This is a genomic window from Clostridium sp. AM27-31LB, assembly GCF_003480745.1.
GTDB classification, from domain to species: Bacteria; Bacillota; Clostridia; order Lachnospirales; family Lachnospiraceae; genus Butyribacter; species Butyribacter intestini.
The window spans coordinates 594,649-615,745 of the sequence record NZ_QUJS01000001.1 but is presented as its reverse complement, the minus strand read 5'-3'; the positions used below and the strand labels follow the sequence as shown (position 1 = coordinate 615,745).

16 protein-coding genes are annotated in these 21,097 nt (G+C 37.8%); 3 read left to right on the top strand and 13 right to left on the bottom strand.

Going from position 1 to position 21,097, the window contains the following annotated elements; genetic code table 11:
• Positions 1-13: 13 nt before the first annotated feature.
• From DW721_RS02440 to DW721_RS02405, 8 genes are all read right to left on the bottom strand, one after another.
• Positions 14-1,726: an NlpC/P60 family protein gene (locus DW721_RS02440; RefSeq protein WP_182436175.1), complete on the bottom strand. Its 1,713-nt coding sequence runs from the start codon at positions 1,724-1,726 to the stop codon at positions 14-16.
• 56 nt (positions 1,727-1,782) lie between these two features.
• Positions 1,783-2,400 carry a ribosome biogenesis GTP-binding protein YihA/YsxC gene (yihA, locus tag DW721_RS02435; protein ID WP_022014939.1) on the bottom strand — a complete coding sequence of 206 codons (618 nt, stop codon included), beginning with the start codon at positions 2,398-2,400 and terminating at the stop codon, positions 1,783-1,785.
• An 8-nt stretch (positions 2,401-2,408) separates the two neighbouring features.
• On the bottom strand, positions 2,409-4,772 hold the full coding sequence (lon, locus tag DW721_RS02430) for an endopeptidase La (RefSeq protein ID WP_347560345.1): 2,364 nt from the start codon (positions 4,770-4,772) through the stop codon (positions 2,409-2,411).
• Positions 4,773-4,924: 152 nt separating this feature from the next.
• Positions 4,925-6,208 (bottom strand): ATP-dependent Clp protease ATP-binding subunit ClpX, encoded by a 1,284-nt coding sequence (gene clpX, locus DW721_RS02425; RefSeq protein ID WP_055943604.1) that lies wholly within the window; start codon positions 6,206-6,208, stop codon positions 4,925-4,927.
• 21 nt (positions 6,209-6,229) lie between these two features.
• Entirely contained in the window at positions 6,230-6,817 is a 588-nt protein-coding gene (gene clpP / locus DW721_RS02420) for an ATP-dependent Clp endopeptidase proteolytic subunit ClpP (RefSeq protein WP_022014935.1), read from the bottom strand.
• Between the two features lie 128 nt (positions 6,818-6,945).
• On the bottom strand, positions 6,946-8,232 hold the full coding sequence (gene tig, locus DW721_RS02415; RefSeq protein ID WP_118744683.1) for a trigger factor: 1,287 nt from the start codon (positions 8,230-8,232) through the stop codon (positions 6,946-6,948).
• 132 nt (positions 8,233-8,364) lie between these two features.
• Positions 8,365-9,708, bottom strand: coding sequence for a phosphoglucosamine mutase (gene glmM / locus DW721_RS02410; protein WP_118744682.1), 1,344 nt, complete (start codon positions 9,706-9,708; stop codon positions 8,365-8,367).
• A gap of 140 nt (positions 9,709-9,848) precedes the next feature.
• Positions 9,849-10,604: a polysaccharide deacetylase family protein gene (locus DW721_RS02405; RefSeq protein WP_118744681.1), complete on the bottom strand. Its 756-nt coding sequence runs from the start codon at positions 10,602-10,604 to the stop codon at positions 9,849-9,851.
• A 237-nt stretch (positions 10,605-10,841) separates the two neighbouring features.
• Between DW721_RS02405 and DW721_RS02400 the strand changes: the two genes are divergently transcribed.
• Positions 10,842-13,283: a glycosyl transferase gene (locus DW721_RS02400; RefSeq protein ID WP_118744680.1), complete on the top strand. Its 2,442-nt coding sequence runs from the start codon at positions 10,842-10,844 to the stop codon at positions 13,281-13,283.
• Positions 13,284-13,392: 109 nt separating this feature from the next.
• Here the strand turns inward: DW721_RS02400 and DW721_RS02395 are convergent, their stop codons facing one another.
• The 4 genes from DW721_RS02395 to DW721_RS02380 all read right to left on the bottom strand — a co-directional run bounded on the left by DW721_RS02395 (position 13,393) and on the right by DW721_RS02380 (position 17,338).
• Positions 13,393-13,881 (bottom strand): dihydrofolate reductase, encoded by a 489-nt coding sequence (locus DW721_RS02395; RefSeq protein WP_022014930.1) that lies wholly within the window; start codon positions 13,879-13,881, stop codon positions 13,393-13,395.
• A complete protein-coding gene (gene hflX, locus DW721_RS02390) occupies positions 13,881-15,161 on the bottom strand; it encodes a GTPase HflX (RefSeq protein ID WP_118744679.1) in 1,281 nt (426 codons plus the stop codon). The genes DW721_RS02395 and hflX overlap by 1 nt, the downstream gene beginning before the upstream one ends.
• A gap of 18 nt (positions 15,162-15,179) precedes the next feature.
• Positions 15,180-16,370 carry a tetratricopeptide repeat protein gene (locus DW721_RS02385; RefSeq protein ID WP_118744678.1) on the bottom strand — a complete coding sequence of 397 codons (1,191 nt, stop codon included), beginning with the start codon at positions 16,368-16,370 and terminating at the stop codon, positions 15,180-15,182.
• A 242-nt stretch (positions 16,371-16,612) separates the two neighbouring features.
• Positions 16,613-17,338, bottom strand: coding sequence for a LytTR family DNA-binding domain-containing protein (locus tag DW721_RS02380; RefSeq protein WP_022014927.1), 726 nt, complete (start codon positions 17,336-17,338; stop codon positions 16,613-16,615).
• A gap of 310 nt (positions 17,339-17,648) precedes the next feature.
• Here DW721_RS02380 and DW721_RS02370 point away from each other — a divergent pair, with 310 nt between their 5' ends.
• Both DW721_RS02370 and DW721_RS02365 read left to right on the top strand, forming a co-directional pair.
• Entirely contained in the window at positions 17,649-18,479 is an 831-nt protein-coding gene (locus DW721_RS02370; RefSeq protein WP_118744677.1) for a hypothetical protein, read from the top strand.
• Positions 18,476-19,063, top strand: a complete 588-nt coding sequence (locus DW721_RS02365) for a dipicolinate synthase subunit B (protein WP_118744676.1) — start codon at positions 18,476-18,478, stop codon at positions 19,061-19,063. The genes DW721_RS02370 and DW721_RS02365 overlap by 4 nt, the downstream gene beginning before the upstream one ends.
• A 108-nt stretch (positions 19,064-19,171) precedes the next feature.
• Here DW721_RS02365 and asnB read toward each other — a convergent pair whose 3' ends face one another.
• Positions 19,172-21,031, bottom strand: coding sequence for an asparagine synthase (glutamine-hydrolyzing) (gene asnB / locus DW721_RS02360; RefSeq protein ID WP_118744675.1), 1,860 nt, complete (start codon positions 21,029-21,031; stop codon positions 19,172-19,174).
• Between the last annotated feature and the right edge of the window lie 66 nt (positions 21,032-21,097).

Here is a 21,097-nt window from a genome sequence, read left to right as displayed (position 1 = left end):
ATATAGTGTACCACTATTTCGTTGGTCTTGCAATCATTACTACAGATCTGTTTTTATAGGCATAATGAATAACCTTATTATGCGAACTGCTTGCCGAAACACTCTTTCCATTTCCAACATACATCTCAACATGGCTTATATTCTTATATCTTCCGTTTCTCTGATATGAATAGAATATTATGTCTCCCGGCAATAATTTTGATGATGATACTCCTGTTCTGTATATAACTTTATTGTTTTTCTGACACCAGTATCCCATACTTGCCGCCGTAGGTGCCCACGATGAATTTACTCCAAAGTTTACACCATATCTCTTATATGTTCTCCATACAATAGAACTGCAGTCATAGTAATGTGCTGACATTCTTCTTGCCTGACTGTATCTTGTCTTTGTCTTTGAAATCGCAATTTCTTTTTTAGCTGCATTATATGCTTTTGCAGATGCTATCTCCACATTTGCTGTTATATTTTTTCCATCTACATTGGCAACTACTTTAACATGACCTGTTTTTTTAGCTTTAATGACACCTGTTGCAGTCACTGCCGCCATCGACGCATTTTTACTTGTAAAACTCATGCTGCTGCCGTCTACCGTACCATTTACGGCAATCTTTCTGCTGCCGCCTTTATAAGTTATCAGATTTGTATATTTCAAAGATGGATTTGTCACCTTAACATTACAGCTTATCTCTTTTCCATCAACCGAAAAAGTTATCTTATCGCTTCCCTTTTTTGTCGCAAAAATCTTTCCATCATCAGTAAATGATACTTTTTTAGAAGATGATTTTTTCCATTTTACTGCACTGTTCGCACAAGTTCCGTTAAGTGCCAGCGCCTTTTTTCCACCTACTGCGACTACCATTTTACTTTTAGCCATAATAGGATTTGTAACCGTAACCGGAACTTCCACTTTTTCTACATCTCCGTTTTTAGCTGTTATGACGGCACTTACATTTGTATTGCCTATTCCTTCTGCCTCAAGCTGTCCATCCGTAACCTTCACTACATTTTCATCATCCGAAAGCCACTTTACAGGTACATCATCCGATAAACTCGTATAGTCATTTATCTCCGGTGTATATGGTTCTGTTCCTACAGCTCTTACAACTACATCCTCAACTGAACTCGGTGTATTTACAGATATATCTGCAACTGCTATCTTTTCACCTTTTCTTCCTTTAGCATAAATAGTAGAACTCTTAAATCCCTGTACCGTCACATCACCTGTATCATTTACAGATACGCTGTCTTTATCTGAGATAAATGTATAATTATCCTTGTCATAGATTGATGCAGCCTCTATTGATGAGGTATTTCCGTAACTTACATTCAGTTTTTCAGGCTCCATTATATTAACCGTAAACGGAACAATAGAAAGATTATTTTTGTATGAAAACTTTATATCAACGATAACAGTTCCGGGCTTCTTCGTTGTGAGATTTCCGTCACTGTCTAACGCTGCACATTCCTCATCTCTATTGGCAATGTTAAACTGATATGAAAGTAACTGTTTATCTTCTTTCCTGCTATAGTTTTCTCCATAATTGTCAAATATATATGTATCGTCAACAAAATCCCTCAGATTTACTATCGTCCCCGCATACACGCTTGTCTCGCTGCTCTTTAAAAGATTTCCAAATGCCGATGCATCCTTATAGAAAAAACACATCATTATTCCAACCAAAAACATACCTAACAGTACCTTACCATATCTTCTGTTACTCAAAATTTTCCCTCCTGACTCATTGTTCATTCATGCTGCATAATACCATTATTCTATGGTTATTTATGCTGCTGTTTTTCTTCGGCATTAAAACCTTCATAAACCATATCAATGTATTCCATTATCTCATCTCTCCCGCTTTTGGTCAATGATGAAAATGGAATGACCGGAGTTCCATCGACAACATTAAGTGTCTGTTTTATCTCTTTTATAAGTTTTGCCTTCTGTGACCTTTTGACCTTATCTTCCTTTGTGGCAATGATAATAGGATTAAAGCCATACTCTATGCACCAGTCATACATCTGTATGTCATTGGCATTTGGCTTATGTCTTATATCAACCAAAAGAAATACAAGTCTCAACACTTTTGAATTTTCAAGATAATTGTCTATCATCTTTCCCCATTTTGCCACTGTATCTTTTGACACTTTAGCAAAACCATAACCCGGCAGATCCACAAAATACAAAGCTTCATTGATATTGTAAAAATTTATCGTCTGTGTTTTTCCGGGCTGCGATGATGTCCTCGCATATGCCTTTCTGTTCATCAAAGCATTTATAAGCGAACTTTTTCCGACATTTGACCTGCCGGCAAATGCTATCTCTACCTTGTCATTTTCAGGCAGCACACTTGTTATACCACATACAGTCTCTAAATTAACACTCTTTATCTTCATATTACTCCTTAACTTTCTAATACAAGTTTCCAAACTTCAGGTGCATTTGTGACAAATCTTATGTCAATATTATCAGTAACCTCACCGTCAAATTCCTCAACATCTTTCCTGTTCTTCTCAGGTACAATTACCATTTTCACCCCAGCCGCTTTAGCTGCAAGTATCTTTTCCTTAAGACCGCCTATAGGAAGAACTCTGCCACGAAGTGTAAGTTCTCCGGTCATCGCCGCATCCGCACGCACTTTTTTACCTGTGCACGCCGAATATATCGCCGTAGCCATAGTGATACCAGCCGAAGGACCATCCTTTGGAACAGCCCCCTCCGGAACATGAAGATGTATGTCATGTTTTCCAAAGAAATCATCTTCGAGTATATCTGCCACCTGTGATTTTACATATGACAGTGCTATCTTTGCCGACTCCTGCATGACATCTCCGAGTTTTCCGGTAAGCTGCAAAGCTCCCTTTCCATGCATAATGTTTACTTCTATCTCAAGAGTGTCACCTCCGACAGAAGTCCATGCAAGACCTCTTACTATACCTACCTGTGAACTGTCTGAAACAAGATCAAGAGTATATTTATAATTTCCAAGAAATTTTTTGATATTTCTGTTAGAAATCCTTACTTTTGCCGTCTGGTCTTTTGCCGCCTCCACAGCAGCTTTCCTGCATAGAGTACCTATCTTTCTCTCAAGACCTCTCACTCCGGCTTCCCTTGTATAATTTTCTATGATGGTATAAATGCCTTTGTCAGATATATTAAACTGTTCTTTTGTCAAACCGTTGGCAATTCTTTGTTTATCCACAAGATAATTTTTGGCAATGTGAAATTTTTCATTTTCCGTATATCCCGACAACTCTATTATTTCCATACGATCAAGAAGTGGTCTTGGTATTGTATCAAGCGAATTTGCGGTGCATATAAACATTGCCTGTGAGAGATCTACCGGAAGTTCAACATAATGATCCGAAAAATGCCTGTTCTGCTCAGGGTCTAAAACTTCGAGAAGTGCCGATGATGGATCACCTTTATAGTCAGCACCCATCTTATCAATCTCATCAAACAATATCAATGGATTTTTTACTTTTGCACTTCTTATACCTGCGATTATCCTGCCCGGCATCGCACCTACATAAGTCCGTCTGTGTCCCCTTATCTCAGCTTCATCTCTGACTCCTCCAAGACATATTCTTATATATTTGCGGTTCATTGCCCTCGCAATAGATTTGGCAATGGAAGTTTTTCCTGTTCCGGGCGGTCCTACAAGACAGATTATCGGACTGTAACCATCTTTCTTTATTGCTTTTACGGCAAGGCATTCTATAACCTTTTCTTTCACATCTTTAAGTCCGTAGTGATCCTCATTTAATACTTTTTCTGCATTTACTATATCAGTATTGTCTTCACTCATCTTCTTCCACGGTATAGAGAGAAGTGTCTCTATATATCCTCTGATAACTGCACTTTCAGAAGAATTCGAGTTAGTAAGCTTAAATCTCTTTATCTCTTCAGCAATCTTCTTTTTGACTTTCTTAGAAGCTTTTAACTTACTTAACTTCTCGCCGTATCTGTCTGCATCCGTCTCTGAATCATCATCTCCAAGTTCTTTATGTATCGCCTTTATCTGTTCGTGAAGATAATATTCTTTCTGGTTTTCCTCGACCTGTGACTTTACTCTTTTTGCGACATCATCCTGTATGCGAAGTATCCCTATCTCTCTGCTTAAGATAACTGATATATCTTCATGTCTCTGATAAATATCCGTTTCCGCAAGGATTTTCTGTTTAAACTGATAATTTACCTGCATACCTGTCGCAATCTGATTTATAAGACTGTCAAGATCAGTGCAGTCCATTATCTCATCAACAACATTTTTATTTATCCTGCCACGCTCGTTTACATATACAGAAAACAAATCTTTAAGACCTCTTATAAGTGCGATCGTCTCTATATCATAACTTATCTGTCTGCTCTCCTCTACTTTTTCAAGGTCTGCCTTGTAATATCCGTCTTCAAGCACAAGGCTGCCAAGTTTCATCTTCTCCTGTCCAACAATTATGACTCTAACTACATTTCCGGGCATTGTCACAAGCTGTTTAACCTGTGCCAGTGTTCCAATTTCAAATAGATCATTCTGCTTAGGATGCTCTACCTTTGGGTCTTTCTGTGCAACCGCAAAAATATACTGTTTGCCATGCATAGCTTCATTTACAGCTTTTACCGTAGCTTCCCTGCCAACTTCAAAATATACTGTCGTTCCGGGAAATACCACAACATCCCTCAGAGCCACGACAGGCACATTCTTATATTCATTTATATTTCCAATATTATTATTTGAATAAATTTCATTGTTATCTATGTTTTGTTCCACGTTAATTCCTCCATCCTGCAAACACACTTATCATACATTATATAATATAAAAGAGGGATTAACAAGTAATCCCTCTGAATAATTTTTCTTTGTAACAGTTCAAAAATAAATCACCGAACTGTTGCGTTATTTATCTCAGATTTTCACAAAATCTATGCACTCTTTCCATCTTCACCGGATGTAAGAAGCTTTGTCTCATTATCTTCCATAATGAGTTTTGGTGACTCTCCATCTAAAACAGCCTCCTTCGTTATAACACATTCTTTTATGTCATCCTCTGATGGAATTTCATACATAACATCTGTCATAACATCTTCCATAATGGCACGAAGTCCTCTGGCTCCCGTCTTTCTCTCAAACGAAAGTTTTGCCACTGCCTTTATTGCTTCATCGTCAAATCTTAATTTCACCCCGTCAAGTTCAAGAAGCTTTTTGTACTGTTTTGTGATGGCATTCTTTGGCTCAACAAGAATTTTCTCAAGTGCTTCCTCTTCAAGAAGATCAAGTGCTACATTTATCGGAAGACGACCGATAAGCTCCGGAATAATTCCAAACTTTACAAAATCTTCCGGAAGAACCTGTCTGAAAAGATCTCCGATATTATCATCTTTTTCATTTGCGATTTCTGCATTAAATCCAATGGACTTCTGTCCTATTCTTGTACCTATTATCTTTTCAAGACCGTCAAATGCACCACCGCATATAAACAATATGTTTGTCGTATCAAGCTGGTAGAATTCCTGATGCGGATGCTTTCTTCCTCCCTGTGGTGGAACACTCGCAACAGTTCCCTCAAGTATCTTAAGAAGTGCCTGCTGAACGCCTTCACCTGACACATCTCTTGTAATAGATACATTTTCGCCTTTTCTTGTAATCTTGTCTATCTCATCTATATAAATAATTCCATGCTCGGCACGCTCCATGTCATAATCTGCCGCCTGAATAATCTTTAAAAGTATGTTCTCAACATCTTCGCCGACATATCCTGCTTCGGTAAGTGCCGTTGCATCTGCAATCGCAAATGGAACATTAAGTATCTTCGCAAGTGTCTGAGCCAGAAATGTTTTTCCGGAACCGGTAGGTCCTACCATCATAATGTTACTTTTCTGCAGCTCAACATCCATATCTTTTCCTGAAAGTACTCTCTTGTAGTGATTATACACTGCAACGGACAATACTTTTTTGGCATCATCCTGTCCTACAACATACTCATCAAGGAAACTCTTGATTTCCTTTGGCTTGAGCAAATTTATATCACTATCGTCGAAATATTCATCGTTCTCCATTTCGAGTTCCTCATCCAGAATCTCTGAGCAAAGTTCTATACACTGGTCACAGATATATACATTTGGACCGGCTATAAGTTTACGAACCTGATTCTGGGTTTTCCCACAAAAAGAACACTTTAACTTTGAATCGTCTTTTTTATTTGCCATTTCGACCTCCCCTGAACATTTTTATTTTCTGTTTGTTACTATTTCGTCAATAAGACCATATTCTTTAGCTTCAAGAGCTGTCATATAGTTATCTCTCTCCGTATCTGCTGCGATAACATCAAGTGGTTTGCCTGTATTTTCAGCGAGTATCTGATTTAATCTTTCTCTTGTCTTAAGTATCTGTTCTGCTACAATTCGTATCTCTGTCTCCTGACCTCTTGCTCCGCCTGACGGCTGATGTATCATTACCTCCGCATTAGGAAGTGCAAATCTCTTTCCTTTCGCACCGCCTGCAAGCAGAAATGCTCCCATACTTGCGGCAAGACCCATACATATAGTAGAGACATCACATTTCACATAGTTCATAGTATCATAGATCGCAAATCCTGCACTAACCGAACCACCCGGACTGTTTATATAAAGATGTATATCCTTTGTTGAATCCTGTGATTCAAGGAAAAGAAGCTGTGATACAACAAGACTTGCAATATCATCATTTACTTCATTTGAGAGAAAAATAATCCTCTCCTGCAATAATCTTGAATAAATATCATACGAACGCTCTCCACCACTTGTTTTTTCAATTACATAAGGTATGCTGTAACTCATTATCGTTCCCCCTTTATATATGTGCCTGTTTTTCAAACGGCATAATAGTGCAAAACGCCAACCGTATGAACAGATGTGTATATAAATATACACCATCTGTTCTAAATTCGGCTGACGTAAGCTAATAATTATTTCTCAACTGCAGCTTCTGTTACTATTTCAACTGCTTTCTGTACGGCAAGATCAAGACCGATCTGCTTTTTCTCTTCTTCGCCAATAACTTCTTTTAATTTATCGACTTCCATCTGATACATTGAAGCCATATTCTCAATCTCTTTATCAAGTTCTTCCTCAGTTGTCTCGATGTTCTCTGCTGCAACTACTGCTTCAAGAACAAGGCGGCTCTGGATACGCTTAAGTGCCTGTGGCTTAAGCTCCTCGATCATCTTCTGAGGTGTAAGACCTGTAAACTGCATATACTGGTCGATTGAAAGTCCCTGTGAAGAAAGTCTCTGTGCAAACTCCTGTGTCATCTGACGTGTCTGTGCATCAACCATCTGCTCAGGAATATCCATCTGTGCATTTTCGATTATCTTACCGATAACAGCTTCTTCTCTTTCTCTCTTAAGAGCTTCTTCTTTGTTCTCTGTAAGTTTCTTCTTTAAGTCTTCTTTATATTCTGCGATAGTATCGAAGTTTGATACATCCTGTGCAAAATCGTCATCAAGTTCAGGAAGTTCCTTAACCTTAATCTCCTTAATCTTAACCTTGAATACTGCCGGCTTGCCCTGGAGTTCTTCTGCCTGATAATTCTCAGGGAATGTAACATTTACTTCTACATCATCACCGATGTTCTTTCCGACAAGCTGTTCCTCGAAGTTATCAATGAATGAATGTGAGCCAAGTACCAACGAATAATCATCAGCCTTTCCACCTTCAAACTGTTTTCCGTCTACATATCCGTCAAAGTCAATAAGAACTGTATCTCCATCCTGTGTTGCTCTGTCATCGATGTCGAGCATTCTTGCATTTGATTCTCTTACTTTGTTTATCTCAGCTTCTACTTCTTCGTCTGTAACTTCAACTTCTTTCTTTTCTACTTCAATCCCTTTATATTCGCCAAGAGTAACTTCCGGCTTAAGTGCAACTGTTGCCGTGAAAATAAATGGTTTTCCACTTTCAATCTGTGTTACATCGATTTCAGGCTGTGCAACGATCTCAAGTTCGCTCTCTTTAGCTGCGTCAGCATAAGCATCAGGAATAATTGAATTGGCTGCATCTTCATAAAATATTCCCTTGCCATACATCTTCTCAATCATAGCACGAGGAGCTTTTCCTTTACGGAAGCCTGGCATAGAGATTTTATTTTTATTTTTCTTGTATGCCTTAGCAATTGCGTTTTCAAACTCTTCGCTTGAAACTTCAATTGTAAGTTTAGCCATATTCTTTTCTAACTTTTCTACCTGTACACTCATTTTAATATTTCCTCCTTAACATTGCCGGGAAATCTCCCGTAAATCACCATTTGTATAATATATCATGAATACCCTGATAAAATCAAGCTGTTTCTTATACTTTTTATATCAAAAAATGTATTTTATTATTCTTTACTTAATCCCATGGCCTTTTGCATACAATACACTGACAACCTCGTCAACATATTTTTTGCAAAGTTCATCTGTTCCCGCTTCAACCATAACCCTTATAACAGGCTCCGTGCCACTTTCCCTAAGGAGTATTCTTCCCTCACTTCCAAGCTCATCCGAAACCTTCTTTACCGCTGCCTGAACATCCTTATCCTCTCTTGCGGCAGGCTTATCGGCAACACGCACATTTTTAAGAAGCTGTGGATAAACCTTTAAATCTTTTCTAAGTTCTGAAAGTTTTGCTTTTTTCTCAAGCATTACCTCCATAAGCATAAGTGATGTTAGAACTCCGTCACCCGTAACGGCATATTTACTGAAAATAATATGACCGGACTGCTCTCCACCTAGAGAATGACCGTTCTCCATCATGTTCGCATTGACATATTTATCTCCAACTGCCGTCTGCTCATATGCGATGCCGGCTCTTTCAAGAGCCTTGTAAAGTCCGAGGTTTGACATAACAGTTGTAACAATCGTATTATTATTTAATTCACCTTTTTCTTTCAGATAGCATCCGCAGAGATAAAGAATGGCATCTCCGTCTATAACCTCACCCCTATCATCAACTGCAAGACATCTGTCAGCATCTCCGTCATATGCAAATCCAACATCAAGATTATTTTCCTTAACAAATTTCTGAAGATTTTCAATATGTGTCGAACCGCATCCGTCATTTATATTGATACCATTTGGCTCCATACCGATGGCATATGTCTTTGCACCGAGGGCATCAAAAACACCCTTTGCAACTGAGTAAGAAGAACCATTCGCACAGTCAAGCCCTACCCTGACATTTTTAAAAGACCTTGTCGCAAGCGACATAAGATAACCTATATATCTGTGTCTTCCTATCGCATAATCAACCGTACATCCGATTTTTTCCCTTGTAGCCATAGGAAGCGTATCTTCCGGGCTGTCAATGTATGCCTCGATCTTTTCTTCAATCTCAGCCTCAAGTTTATGTCCTTTTCCGTTAATGACCTTAAGTCCGTTATCATAGTAAGGATTGTGACTTGCTGAAATCATGATTCCACAGTCAAAGTCCTCCGTTCTTACTACATACGAAACACTCGGTGTAGGTGTGACATGAAGAAGATATACATCAGCACCACTTGCCGTAAGTCCGGAAGAAAGTGCATCCTCAAACATATAACTTGATCTTCTTGTATCTTTTCCTATTATTATACGAGCCTTGTGCTCTCTGCCGTAATACCATCCGAGAAATCTTCCGACTTTATATGCATGAACAACATTCAAATTTACATTTGCTTCCCCACGAAAGCCGTCTGTTCCAAAATATTTCATCTATCTTTTCCTCCGCTGTCTGCTTTAATTGTCATACAGTATCTTTATATGTAATTTTAATATACCATTTTATATATTTTTTTACACACATATAAAATCTTATCACATTGCCATTGGCAAATCAATATCTTTTCTGAGTATTAGTTCTCATAAAAGTGGCAGCACTTACTTCTTTTGGAGAGCACATCAAAACCATATCCTTTTTCTTTTAATTCGAGTATAATGTTATTTAAAACTGATAATGTCATCTTGTTTGCACCGGAATCGTGCATCAATATTACCGGTTCGTCGTATCTGACATAATCCTTTCTTATATTCTGCATTATCGAGGCCTGCGTTGGATTTCCAACTGAATCCTCGGCACTTACATTCCAGTCTGCATACTCAAGACCGATATTTTTAAATCTCTGTATGATATTGTCCCTGTAGCTGCTTATATATGTATTGGCACTTCCCCACGGAAATCTCACAAGACCGGCATCATAACCAAACTGTTTTTTTAATATATTTTTTACTTTAATAACATCCTTATAATATGTATCACAATTACAATATATCCGGTCTGCCTCATGACAATAAGTATGCACTCCGATTTCATGCCCTTGCGATATTTCTCTTTTTATCGTCTGCTCCTCTCCGTTTATCTGCTGTCCTATGACAAAAAATGTTGCCTTTACCCCCTCACTCTCTAAAATATCAAGATATTTTTCAGTAAGGCAGCTCGGTCCGTCATCAAAAGTAAGATATGCTGTTTTTTTAGTGTTTTGAATATTTTTTCCATTATCTTTTGCAATTACATCTACCGCTTTATCCTTTTGCTCTGTTCTTTCACAACCGCATAACATAGTCACAAGGAACAAGGTGAACACACATAAGATTATCTCAAAAAACATCATGATTTTTCTGTAAATAATACAAATTACCCCCTCTTTGATAAAAAAACAATTTTTTCATGTATATCTTATGCAAATTATATGGCTATATGCTTGTTGCTTTTAGTTCTTTTTTAGAATATAATTTGTAGAGATTATTAAAAATCGAATGTACTTCCGGAATCTTCTGACCGAATCCTTTCGTCTGTATTTTTTTAGAATATACCGTGAGTACATAATTAACATGAACGGAGGAAAAATATGAAATTTGGATTTTTCGATGACCCAAATAAGGAGTATGTCATTACAACTCCTAAAACACCTCTTCCATGGATAAACTATCTTGGAAGCAGCAATTTTTTTTCACTTATTTCAAATACCTGCGGTGGTTACAGCTTCTACAAGGATGCAAAACTTCTCCGCCTTACCCGTTACCGTTACAACAACATCCCTACGGATGAGGGCGGACGCTATTATTACATAAAAGACGGTGATACTGTATGGAATCCCGGCTGGCAGCCTGTAAAAACAGACCTCGACTCTTATGAGTGCCGTCATGGTATGGGCTACAGCCGTTTTACATCAAGCAAAAATGATATTGAAGCATCTCTTTTAGCTTTTGTTCCGGTTAATGACAACTGTGAAATAAACCAGCTTAAGATAACAAATAAATCATCTAAGCCAAAAAATATCACTCTTTTCTCTTATGTTGAGTTCTGCCTCTGGAATGCCATGGATGATATGACAAACTTCCAGCGTAACTTAAATATCGGTGAAGTTGAGGTAGTAGGTTCTACTATCTACCACAAGACAGAGTACCGTGAGCGTAGAAATCATTTTGCCGTATATTCAGTAAATACTGATGTAGACGGATTTGACACAAGCCGTGATGAATTTTTAGGTGCATACCGTGGTGTCGCTGATCCTGCCGTAGTTGAGGAGGGAAAAGCACACAACTCTATAGCAAGCGGATGGAGTCCTATCGGTTCACACCAGATAAATGTCACTCTTGAGCCTGATGAGACAAAGAGCTTTATCTTCGTTCTTGGATATTGTGAGAACCCTGTTGATGAAAAATTTGTCGCACCTAATGTTATCAATAAAAAGCCTGCTGATGAGCTTCTTGCAAAATACAAGACTGATGAACAGGTATATGCAGCACTTGACGAACTTAAACTTGACTGGGAAAGTCTCCTTTCTAAATTTACCGTTAAATCGGACGAAGAAAAACTTGACCGCATGGTAAATATTTGGAATCAGTATCAGTGTATGGTGACCTTTAATATGTCGCGTTCAGCTTCTTACTACGAGTCAGGTATCGGTCGTGGAATGGGATTCAGGGATTCATGCCAGGATCTTTTAGGTTTCGTTCATCTTATTCCTGAGCGTGCAAGAGAGAGAATCATCGACATTGCATCTACACAGTTTGAAAACGGAAGTGCTTACCATCAGTATCAGCCTCTCACAAAGAAAGGCAACTCTGATATAGGAAGCGGTTTCAATGATGATCCTTTATGGCTTATCGCAGGAACATCTGCTTACATCCGTGAAACAGGTGATACTTCTATTCTTGAAGAAATGGTTCCTTTCGACAATGACGAGAGTAAAGCTGTTACTCTTATGGAACATCTTAAACGCTCATTCGACTATATTGTAAACCACAAAGGACCACACAATCTTCCACTTATCGGACGAGCAGACTGGAATGACTGCCTTAACCTCAACTGCTTCTCAGAGCATCCGGGTGAATCTTTCCAGACATTCGGACCTAGTGAAGGGCCTGTTGCAGAGTCAGTATTTATCGGTGGAATGTTCGTTAAATACGGTAAAGAATACGCAGACCTCTGTGCATACACAGGTGACCAGACAGAAGCTGACCGTGCAATGAAAGAAGTTGCTGCAATGAATGATGCCGTACTTGATGGCGGCTGGGACGGCGACTGGTTTGTTCGTGCGTATGACGCATACGGCAAAAAGATTGGTTCTAAGGAATGTGAAGAAGGTCAGATATACATTGAACCACAGGGCTTCTGCGTACTTGCAGGAATCGGTGTTGAGACCGGTGAAGCTAAAAAAGCTCTTGATTCAGTAAAGGAAAAACTCGATACAAAATACGGTATCGTTTTACTTCAGCCAGCTTACACAAAATATCATGTAGAGCTTGGTGAAATTTCTTCTTATCCACCAGGATACAAAGAAAATGCCGGTATCTTCTGCCACAACAATCCGTGGGTATCATGTGCAGAAACCGTTATCGGTCGTGGAAACAGAGCTTTTGAAATCTACAAAAAGACTTGTCCTGCTTATATCGAGGACATCAGCGAGATTCACTGCACAGAGCCTTATGTTTACTCTCAGATGATAGCAGGAAAAGATGCTCACTTCTTCGGACAGGCTAAGAACAGCTGGCTTACAGGAACTGCTGCATGGACATTTGTAAATGTTTCACAGTATATCCTCGGTGTAGTACCTACATTAAACGGACTTAGCATCGATCCATGTATCCCGTCAGAGATGGGAACAGAGTTTACAATGACCCGTAAATACCGCGAAGGAATTTACAATATCAAGGTTGAAAATCCTTCAAAGGTTGAAAAAGGTGTTGTAAAACTTATCGTAAACGGAAAAGAACTTACAAATACAACCGTTGTCCCTTATGAAAAAGGACAGACACATTATGATGTAACAGTTGTAATGGGGTAGGGTTGAGTTGAACGATATATAAAAATTTCAATGCAGGAGAACAAGCTCTCTTGCACCGAATAACAACAAAATCCCATGTTTACCGTAAATGCGGCAGACATGGGATTTTTTATCTTCTCTTATATTGATAAAAATAATATTCCAGGTCATAATAAGTCCATTCATCGGAGTCATGCGTCATAATCCACTCGTCTGACTCTTCAAGATTTTCAAGGTAGGCATCTGCCTGATACTCATAATCAACTTTCGTTATATATGCTCTTTCACAGTACGGAAAAAACTCCTTATATACTTTCTCCCCACCGACAACAAAAATATCCTCATCAGCATAATTTTTAAGTTCTTCCATCGCTTCATCCATATCATGAACTATTTTGGCATTGCCATAAGAATAATTTTGGTCCGATGTTAAGATTATATTTGTCCTGCCGCCAAGCGTAGTCCCACCCGGTATAGATTCCATAGTCCTTCTGTCCCCAACGACAACCTTGCCGTCCGTTAATTCCTTAAACAGCTTTTTATCTGCCGGAATTGACACAAGAATCTCACCTTTATTGCTTATCGCCCAATTTGAATCCACACATGCTATAAGATTCATTACTCCCAAGCCTCCTTTTTCTTCTCCTCTTCTACGAAAAGGTACATATATTCCTTTGGTATAAGAGCCTTTATATAAATTCCCTCATTTCTATACTCTTCTTCTATTACCTGACCGTATTTTCTCACATTTGCAACAACTGATGCCTCGTCATATCCAAACACCTTGTCTAGAAGTTTCTTTCCCTCCGCTATCACTTCGCTTATAACATCAAGCATCTGCTCTATTCCTTCACCTGTTTTCGCCGAAATCTTTACCGTTCTGTCAGCATTCAGGTCTTTTAATGTACTCTCGCTGTCGCAGATATCAATTTTGTTAAATGCGGTTATTACCTTTTTGTCGCCCACCTCAAGTTTTCTAAGTGTTTCATATACTGTAAACATCTGTGCATCCATATCTTCATTTGAACTGTCTACCACATGAAGTATTATGTCGGCATACTTTGCTTCTTCAAGCGTACTTCTAAATGCCTGTATAAGATGATGCGGAAGTTTTCTTATAAATCCTACGGTATCAGTAAACAATATCTCCTCACCGTTTTCTCTCACAAGTTTTCTCGTTGTAGGGTCAAGTGTCGCAAAAAGTTTATCCTCCGATAAAACTCCTGCACCCGTAAGATGATTGAGAAGGGTTGACTTTCCTGCATTTGTATAACCTACTATCGCAACGACCGGCACCGGATTTTCCTGACGCTTCTTTCTCGTCAGCTCTCTAGTCCTTTTTACCTGTTCGAGTTCTTTTCTGACCTGTGTTATCCTCTCCTTGATAAGCCGCCTGTCCATCTCAAGCTTTTGCTCTCCCGGACCTCTAGTACCTATACCTCCTCCAAGTCTTGAGAGTTCACTTCTTCCACCGATAAGATGCGAAGCACGGTATCTAAGCTGTGCCAGTTCCACCTGAAGTTTACCCTCACTTGTCGATGCTCTCTTAGCAAAAATATCAAGTATCATAACAGTCCTGTCAATAACTTTCACATCGAGCATATCAGACAGATTGTTAAACTGTGCAGGTGTAAGCTCATCATCACATACCACCGTATCAGCGTGATGCTTTATAACAAGCTCCCTCACTTCCTCAATCTTCCCCTTTCCTATATAAGTTCCCGGATGAATCTTCTCCCTGTTTTGTATGACTTTTGCAACAGTCTCAACACCAGCCGTCTGCCCCAATTCTATAAGTTCATCAAGAGATTTCTCTGTGTCATCATTATCTGAGGTGGCAACACCCACCACAATAATCCTTTCTTTCTGTTCCGATGTATCAAATAATTTATCTTCCAACTCTAATCTCCTATTCCACTATATCCTAGTCTTTATAAATCTTACTTCTTTTTTCATTTCCTTATCATCAGGATATGTCTTTACATATTCTCTTGCACACTTTAAAGCATCTTTATAATTTCCTGTTTTTTCATACAAAATTACCTGTTTTTTAAGAAGCTTAACCCCTGCTGTCTGGTCATCCGCTTTAAGTCCCTTTCTAACATATAAAAGGGCATTGTCATAATCCTCTTCAAGCATATAACATTTAGCTATCTTATCGTAAACATCTGATTTCTTTGTCGCCTTCGCTAAAGCACTTTCTTTGTCCGCATATTTTTTATACTGTTTTAAAGCAGATTTATTGTCACCTTTTTTTGCATATACAACACCCTTATAATATATTGCATCAGCTTCACCATTTTTCTCCGCAGAATTAAACATTTCCATCGCATCATCATATTTACCTTGATAATAATACGCTTTTCCTGCCGGAATATACATACTCTCATCACTTGCAACCATATCTATAACTTTATTTAATATGCCTGTTGCAGAATCATCATCCTTTTTCAGCTTGTAAACATTATACAGTTCAAAATATGCATCCACATTTTTTTCTTCTAAGTCTATGGCTTTTGTAAGATCTTTCTGTGCGTTGTCATAATCTTTTGTATCCCTGTAAAGCCCCGCCCTCATAATATATGCTTTAGCATATTTATTGTTGCTCTTTATTACCGAATCATATATCTCTTTTGCTTTCTTTACATCTCCCTTAGTCTGGTATGCCGATGCCATAAGACAATTTATCTTATTATTTAGATTATCGACCTGCTTTATATCCAGCGCTTTCTTACAGTCATCAATAACCTTATCATAATCATTTATACCATAATAAGATATTGCTTCACCATAATATAGCTGTTTGTTGTTCGTGTTTGATATGCTGTTTTCCGATGACTGAAAAGCTTTTGAAAAGCGTTTTATTGCATCCTGATATTTTCCTAGATAATTATATGCCATACCTGATGCAATATAATATTCCGCTTTCTCATTGTTCACAGCGATAGCATCGTCAAAACACTCTAAAGCCTGTTTATAGTCTTTATCTTTAATATAATCCATGCCTTTATCATAGAGACTGTCTGCCTTACCACAACCTGTCACCAAAAAAGCTGCACTGCACACAGTTATCACTGCCTTTAAAATAATTCCATGTTTTCTATGCATAAAACTTCCTCATTTCTATATTTTTTAACTCAAATGTTACCGTTCACACCTATAGTGAAACCAGTAACCCTCAACCTCTGATTTTAAAACATATGTCATATAAACGCAAGCAAAAAAAGAATTGTATGACTATAAGCATATATAATCACACAATCCGCTCTTATACTTTACATTTATAATTTCTAATCCCTACATATATAAAGCATGATTTTTAAATTTCAAATAGATATACCATTTAAATATTATGTCTGTTTAAGTGACTCCTTAAAAAATTCTTCATATTTTTTTACTATAAGTTTTCTTCCACTTTTTCTTATAGGAATCATCTTGTCATTTATCATAATAAAATCAGAATCAACAAGTCCTGCCACATACTGCATATTTACAAGGTAACTCTGATGACATCTCAAAAATCTGTCATCGGAAAGTTCCTTCTCAAAAACATCAAGTTTATTATAAACCTTTACAATACCCTGCGTGGTTGTATAAATGTAAACAACCTTATTATCTGATTCCATGTTTATAATATCTTTGTATGGTATAATGAGTGATTTTCTTCTGGATTTAACTTCTATGTAATTCTGATTTTTCTGCGGATGCTTCTGGACATAGTAATCAATTACTGCACCTATGCGCCCCGGCTCATATGGTTTAAGAAGATATCCCATAGCATGAACCTCATATGCCGCTATCGCAAAATCACTGCTTGAAGTGCAATATACAATCTCAACATTTTTATCCATCTGGCGTATCAGCTTTCCGGTTTCAATTCCATCGATCTCATTCATCATGACATCAAGAAATATAAGATCAAAAGGATGATTTTTATAACCTGCGACAAGACCCTCACCATTTGAGAATGGTGTCATATTATATTCAAGTCCCCTGTCAGTCATAAGGAATCCTATAATCTCTTCTAACATCCCTCTATCTATTTCACTATCTTCACACACTGCAACTTCAATCATAATTCCACTCTCCTATTCCAAATCCTACACTACATATAGCATACCCAAAATCAAAGATAAGGTCAAGCAATTTTTGCATTTTTCTCCCATATGATGACTAAATTCGGCAATTTCCACTCTCTATACTTACTTTCATCTCCGTACCGTTCATTATTTTTAATTTCACACGATTACAAATCTCATTTATCACGATTTTAAAAAAATTACAGCCCCACACATAATAAATTTCAACAGATTGCAGACTCACTCCACCGGATATTCTGCATATACTGTATTATTCATAAATATATGCGGAAAACGGGAGGGAAAAATGAATATCTTTGATGACAGAATCTATATTTTCGGAGATGACAGCAGACAACTTGCACTTTTTAATCTATTTCTCGAAAAGGGATATAATGCGGCATACTCAACAGACTGTTTTTCAAATAATAACAAAAAAATCAAATACTCTCACCACTTTTATGAAGACAACTTATGCACCGGAACTGATTTCTTAATCTTTCCTATTCCGTTAAAGAAACGATCGATTGACAATCTTTTTCCATTTGCCCATAAAAATAATTATATTATCGGCGGACTCTTTGATAAAGAACTGACTGCCTTTTGCAATAGAAATAATATATGTTACTACGACCTTTACCTCTCAAAAAATTTTGTAACAAGCAATGCAAAGATAACTGCCGAGGGTGCGATTTTTTGTGCAATGCAAAACTCAACCAAAACAATTGCAGGCAGTAAAAGTCTCGTTATAGGCTATGGCAACTGCGGCTGTAAAATCGCAGGTATGTTAAAATGCATGAACTCTGAAGTCCATGTTATAGAACCCGCAAAAAAAACATATATCGGACGAAATATCCGTTTATATAAAAACATTACAGAAGTCAGAAACATTCACCGATTTGATTTTATATTTAATACGGCACCACAAAAAACACTTGTCGATGACATCCTCTGCCGCCTAAAAAAAAATGTAACAATAATTGACATTGCTTCAGCTCCCGGTGGTACTGATTTTGATTATTGTAAAAAATACGGCATATGTGCAAAACTTTGTCCCGGAATTCCCGGACATTATGCTCCTGATACTGCTGCCCGCATTATATTTAATGAAATTGTCAACTTAAAAAGGGAGGGATAACCTTGGAAAATAACAAAATCGGATTCGCTGTTACAGGCTCCTTTTGTACCCATTCAAAAATAAAAAATATCATCTCACAAATGTGCACCAACGGGTATGATATAACACCCATTGTTTCATTTAACACAGCATCAATGGACAGTCGTTTTGGCAAATCATCCGTATTTTTATCAGATATAGAAGATATTACAAAAAAGAAACCGATAATGAGTATTCAAGATGCCGAAAAGATAGGTCCCGGCAATTTTCTTGATGCACTCGTCATAGCACCATGTACCGGAAACACACTTGCAAAGCTGACCTGCGGCATAACAGATTCGCCTGTCCTCATGGCTGCAAAAGCGCATCTGAGAAATGAAAAACCGCTTATTATAGCGGTTTCTACAAATGATGCTATGGGAATGAATTTTCAGAATATAGGAAGGCTTTTCAACACAAAAAATATTTATTTTGTACCGTTCTTTCAGGATGATACAAATAAAAAACCCCGCTCACTGATAGCAGACTTTGAACTTATTCCACAGACAATTAAAGCTGCCCTCACAGGAAGACAGCTTCAACCGGTATTAAAATGCAAGTCATAGAGTATCATTGACGCTAATTTACAAACAATACTTTGAGCAAACAGTATATCGCATCTGACACAAACATTATATACAAAAAATATATGGTTAAATGAATGATAACACCAATTACAGCTCTATTTTTATTTTATATTTATTAAGCCAGTAATTTATCTGTATCAGATACGCAAGCATCTGTGGTCCTGCCATAAGCTGACCGTACCACGGTGCACCGTAATCCTTTTCTCCCGCCATAAAATCTGTAAGTTTTTTTTCGTCTATAAGTGAGAGCACCGGTGCACCGTCTTTAATATCTTTTTTCAATTTTTCTATGAGCATTTTCTCATAATATGGATTATATGATTTCGGATAAGGACTTTTCTTTCTGAACAAAACCTCCTCCGGCACCCTGCCCCTCGCCGCCTGTCTCAATATATTTTTTACAAGTCCATTCCTGCATTTCATGTCCCACGGAATATTAAATACATATTGCAAAAGCTTCCTGTCTGCAAACGGAACTCTCGCTTCAAGACCTGAGTGCATACTTGTTCTATCCATTCGGTTTAGCAATGTCTGCATAAAAAAGCGTATATTCAGATAACTTATCTGCCTTCTCTGAGACTGTATCTCATTTTCCCACGGAAGAATATTTATCTCACTTACCGCACTTTCATATGCCGATTTTACATAATCGTCCATATCAAGTTCCACTAATACCTCCTGCTTAAGCAGCTGCTTTCTCGGAGACAAATCGGGTGTCCAAGGAAAAGTTCCGCATTTTAAAAATTCCTCACGGTGAAACCACGGATAACCGCCAAATATCTCGTCAGCACATTCTCCGGTAAGCACTACCTTATGTTTTTTGCTTACTTCTCTACAAAAATATACAAGGCTTGAATCTATATCTGCCATACATGGGAGGTCATGTGAATCTACCGAATCATAAAGCAGCTCAGCCTGTTTTTCGTAATCACATTTAAGTATCGTATGATTTGTTCCAAGATATTCCACCATCTTTTTTGCGTATGGTGCATCCTGTGACGGCTGAAAACTGTTTGCCTTGAAATATTTTTCATTTCCTGCAAAGTCAAATGAATATGTCGAAAGAATCTCTCCCTTTTCTTTTAATTTCATGGCACATATAGCAGACACAAGACTCGAATCTATTCCACCGGAAAGAAATGTGCATATAGGCACTTCTTTATCAGAAACCATCTGTCTTACTACAGCATCTTCTAATAAATATCTTGTCTTTTCAATCGTCTTTTCATAATCATCTTTATGGTATCTGCTTTCAAGTGACCAATAAACTTTCTTTGTTATACCATATTGGGTACACACGAGATAATTTCCTGGTTTCACTTCTTTTATTCCTTTAAACACTGCATTTCCGGGCTGCCTTGCCGGTCCAAGACCAAATATCTCATTTAAACCGTTCCGGTCAACAACAGGCTTTACATCGCCATACTTAAATAATGCCTTTATCTCCGAAGCAAAGACAATGCTTTTTTCATCATCAAGCCATGTATAAAAAAGCGGCTTGATTCCAAACTGGTCACGATAAAGATACAATATATCATGTCCCGAATCATATATAGCAAATGAAAATATCCCGTCAAGTTTTTTCACAAATTCAGGTCCGTATTGCAAAAATAAAAGCAGCACGACCTCTGTATCGGACTTAGTTTCAAAATGCCAGCCTTCACTTTTTAAGTTATATCTCAATATTTCCGTATTGTATATCTCACCATTATAGACAATGACATAATCATTATTATTTATAGTCCTTATCATCGGCTGTCTGCCATTATTAACATCCCGAATCGCAAGCCTTGTATGTGCAAAACCACAATGTCTGCCCAAATATATTCCCGAATCGTCAGGTCCTCTGTGGAAAAGACTTTTTTTCATCTCGTACAATATGTTTCTATACTTGTCACTTGCTTTAAATTCTATTTGGCTCGAAAAAAAACCTGCAATGCCACACATATATAAAAACCTCCATGCATACGCTTTTTTATACTCACAATAGTGTATGCACTTTTATTTTATATA

Excerpts from the sequence above, each read along its gene's own strand:
- glmM (WP_118744682.1), bottom strand. The coding sequence starts at position 9,708 with ATGAAATATTTTGGAACAGACGGCTTTCGTGGGGAAGCAAATGTAAAT.
- DW721_RS02380 (WP_022014927.1), bottom strand. The coding sequence starts at position 17,338 with ATGATTGAAGTTGCAGTGTGTGAAGATAGTGAAATAGATAGAGGGATG.
- yihA (WP_022014939.1), bottom strand. The coding sequence starts at position 2,400 with ATGAAGATAAAGAGTGTTAATTTAGAGACTGTATGTGGTATAACAAGT.
- DW721_RS02400 (WP_118744680.1), top strand. The coding sequence starts at position 10,842 with ATGAAATTTGGATTTTTCGATGACCCAAATAAGGAGTATGTCATTACA.
- DW721_RS02395 (WP_022014930.1), bottom strand. The coding sequence starts at position 13,881 with ATGAATCTTATAGCATGTGTGGATTCAAATTGGGCGATAAGCAATAAA.
- asnB (WP_118744675.1), bottom strand. The coding sequence starts at position 21,031 with ATGTGTGGCATTGCAGGTTTTTTTTCGAGCCAAATAGAATTTAAAGCA.
- DW721_RS02405 (WP_118744681.1), bottom strand. The coding sequence starts at position 10,604 with ATGATGTTTTTTGAGATAATCTTATGTGTGTTCACCTTGTTCCTTGTG.
- DW721_RS02385 (WP_118744678.1), bottom strand. The coding sequence starts at position 16,370 with ATGCATAGAAAACATGGAATTATTTTAAAGGCAGTGATAACTGTGTGC.
- clpP (WP_022014935.1), bottom strand. The coding sequence starts at position 6,817 with ATGAGTTACAGCATACCTTATGTAATTGAAAAAACAAGTGGTGGAGAG.
- DW721_RS02370 (WP_118744677.1), top strand. The coding sequence starts at position 17,649 with ATGAATATCTTTGATGACAGAATCTATATTTTCGGAGATGACAGCAGA.
- tig (WP_118744683.1), bottom strand. The coding sequence starts at position 8,232 with ATGAGTGTACAGGTAGAAAAGTTAGAAAAGAATATGGCTAAACTTACA.
- clpX (WP_055943604.1), bottom strand. The coding sequence starts at position 6,208 with ATGGCAAATAAAAAAGACGATTCAAAGTTAAAGTGTTCTTTTTGTGGG.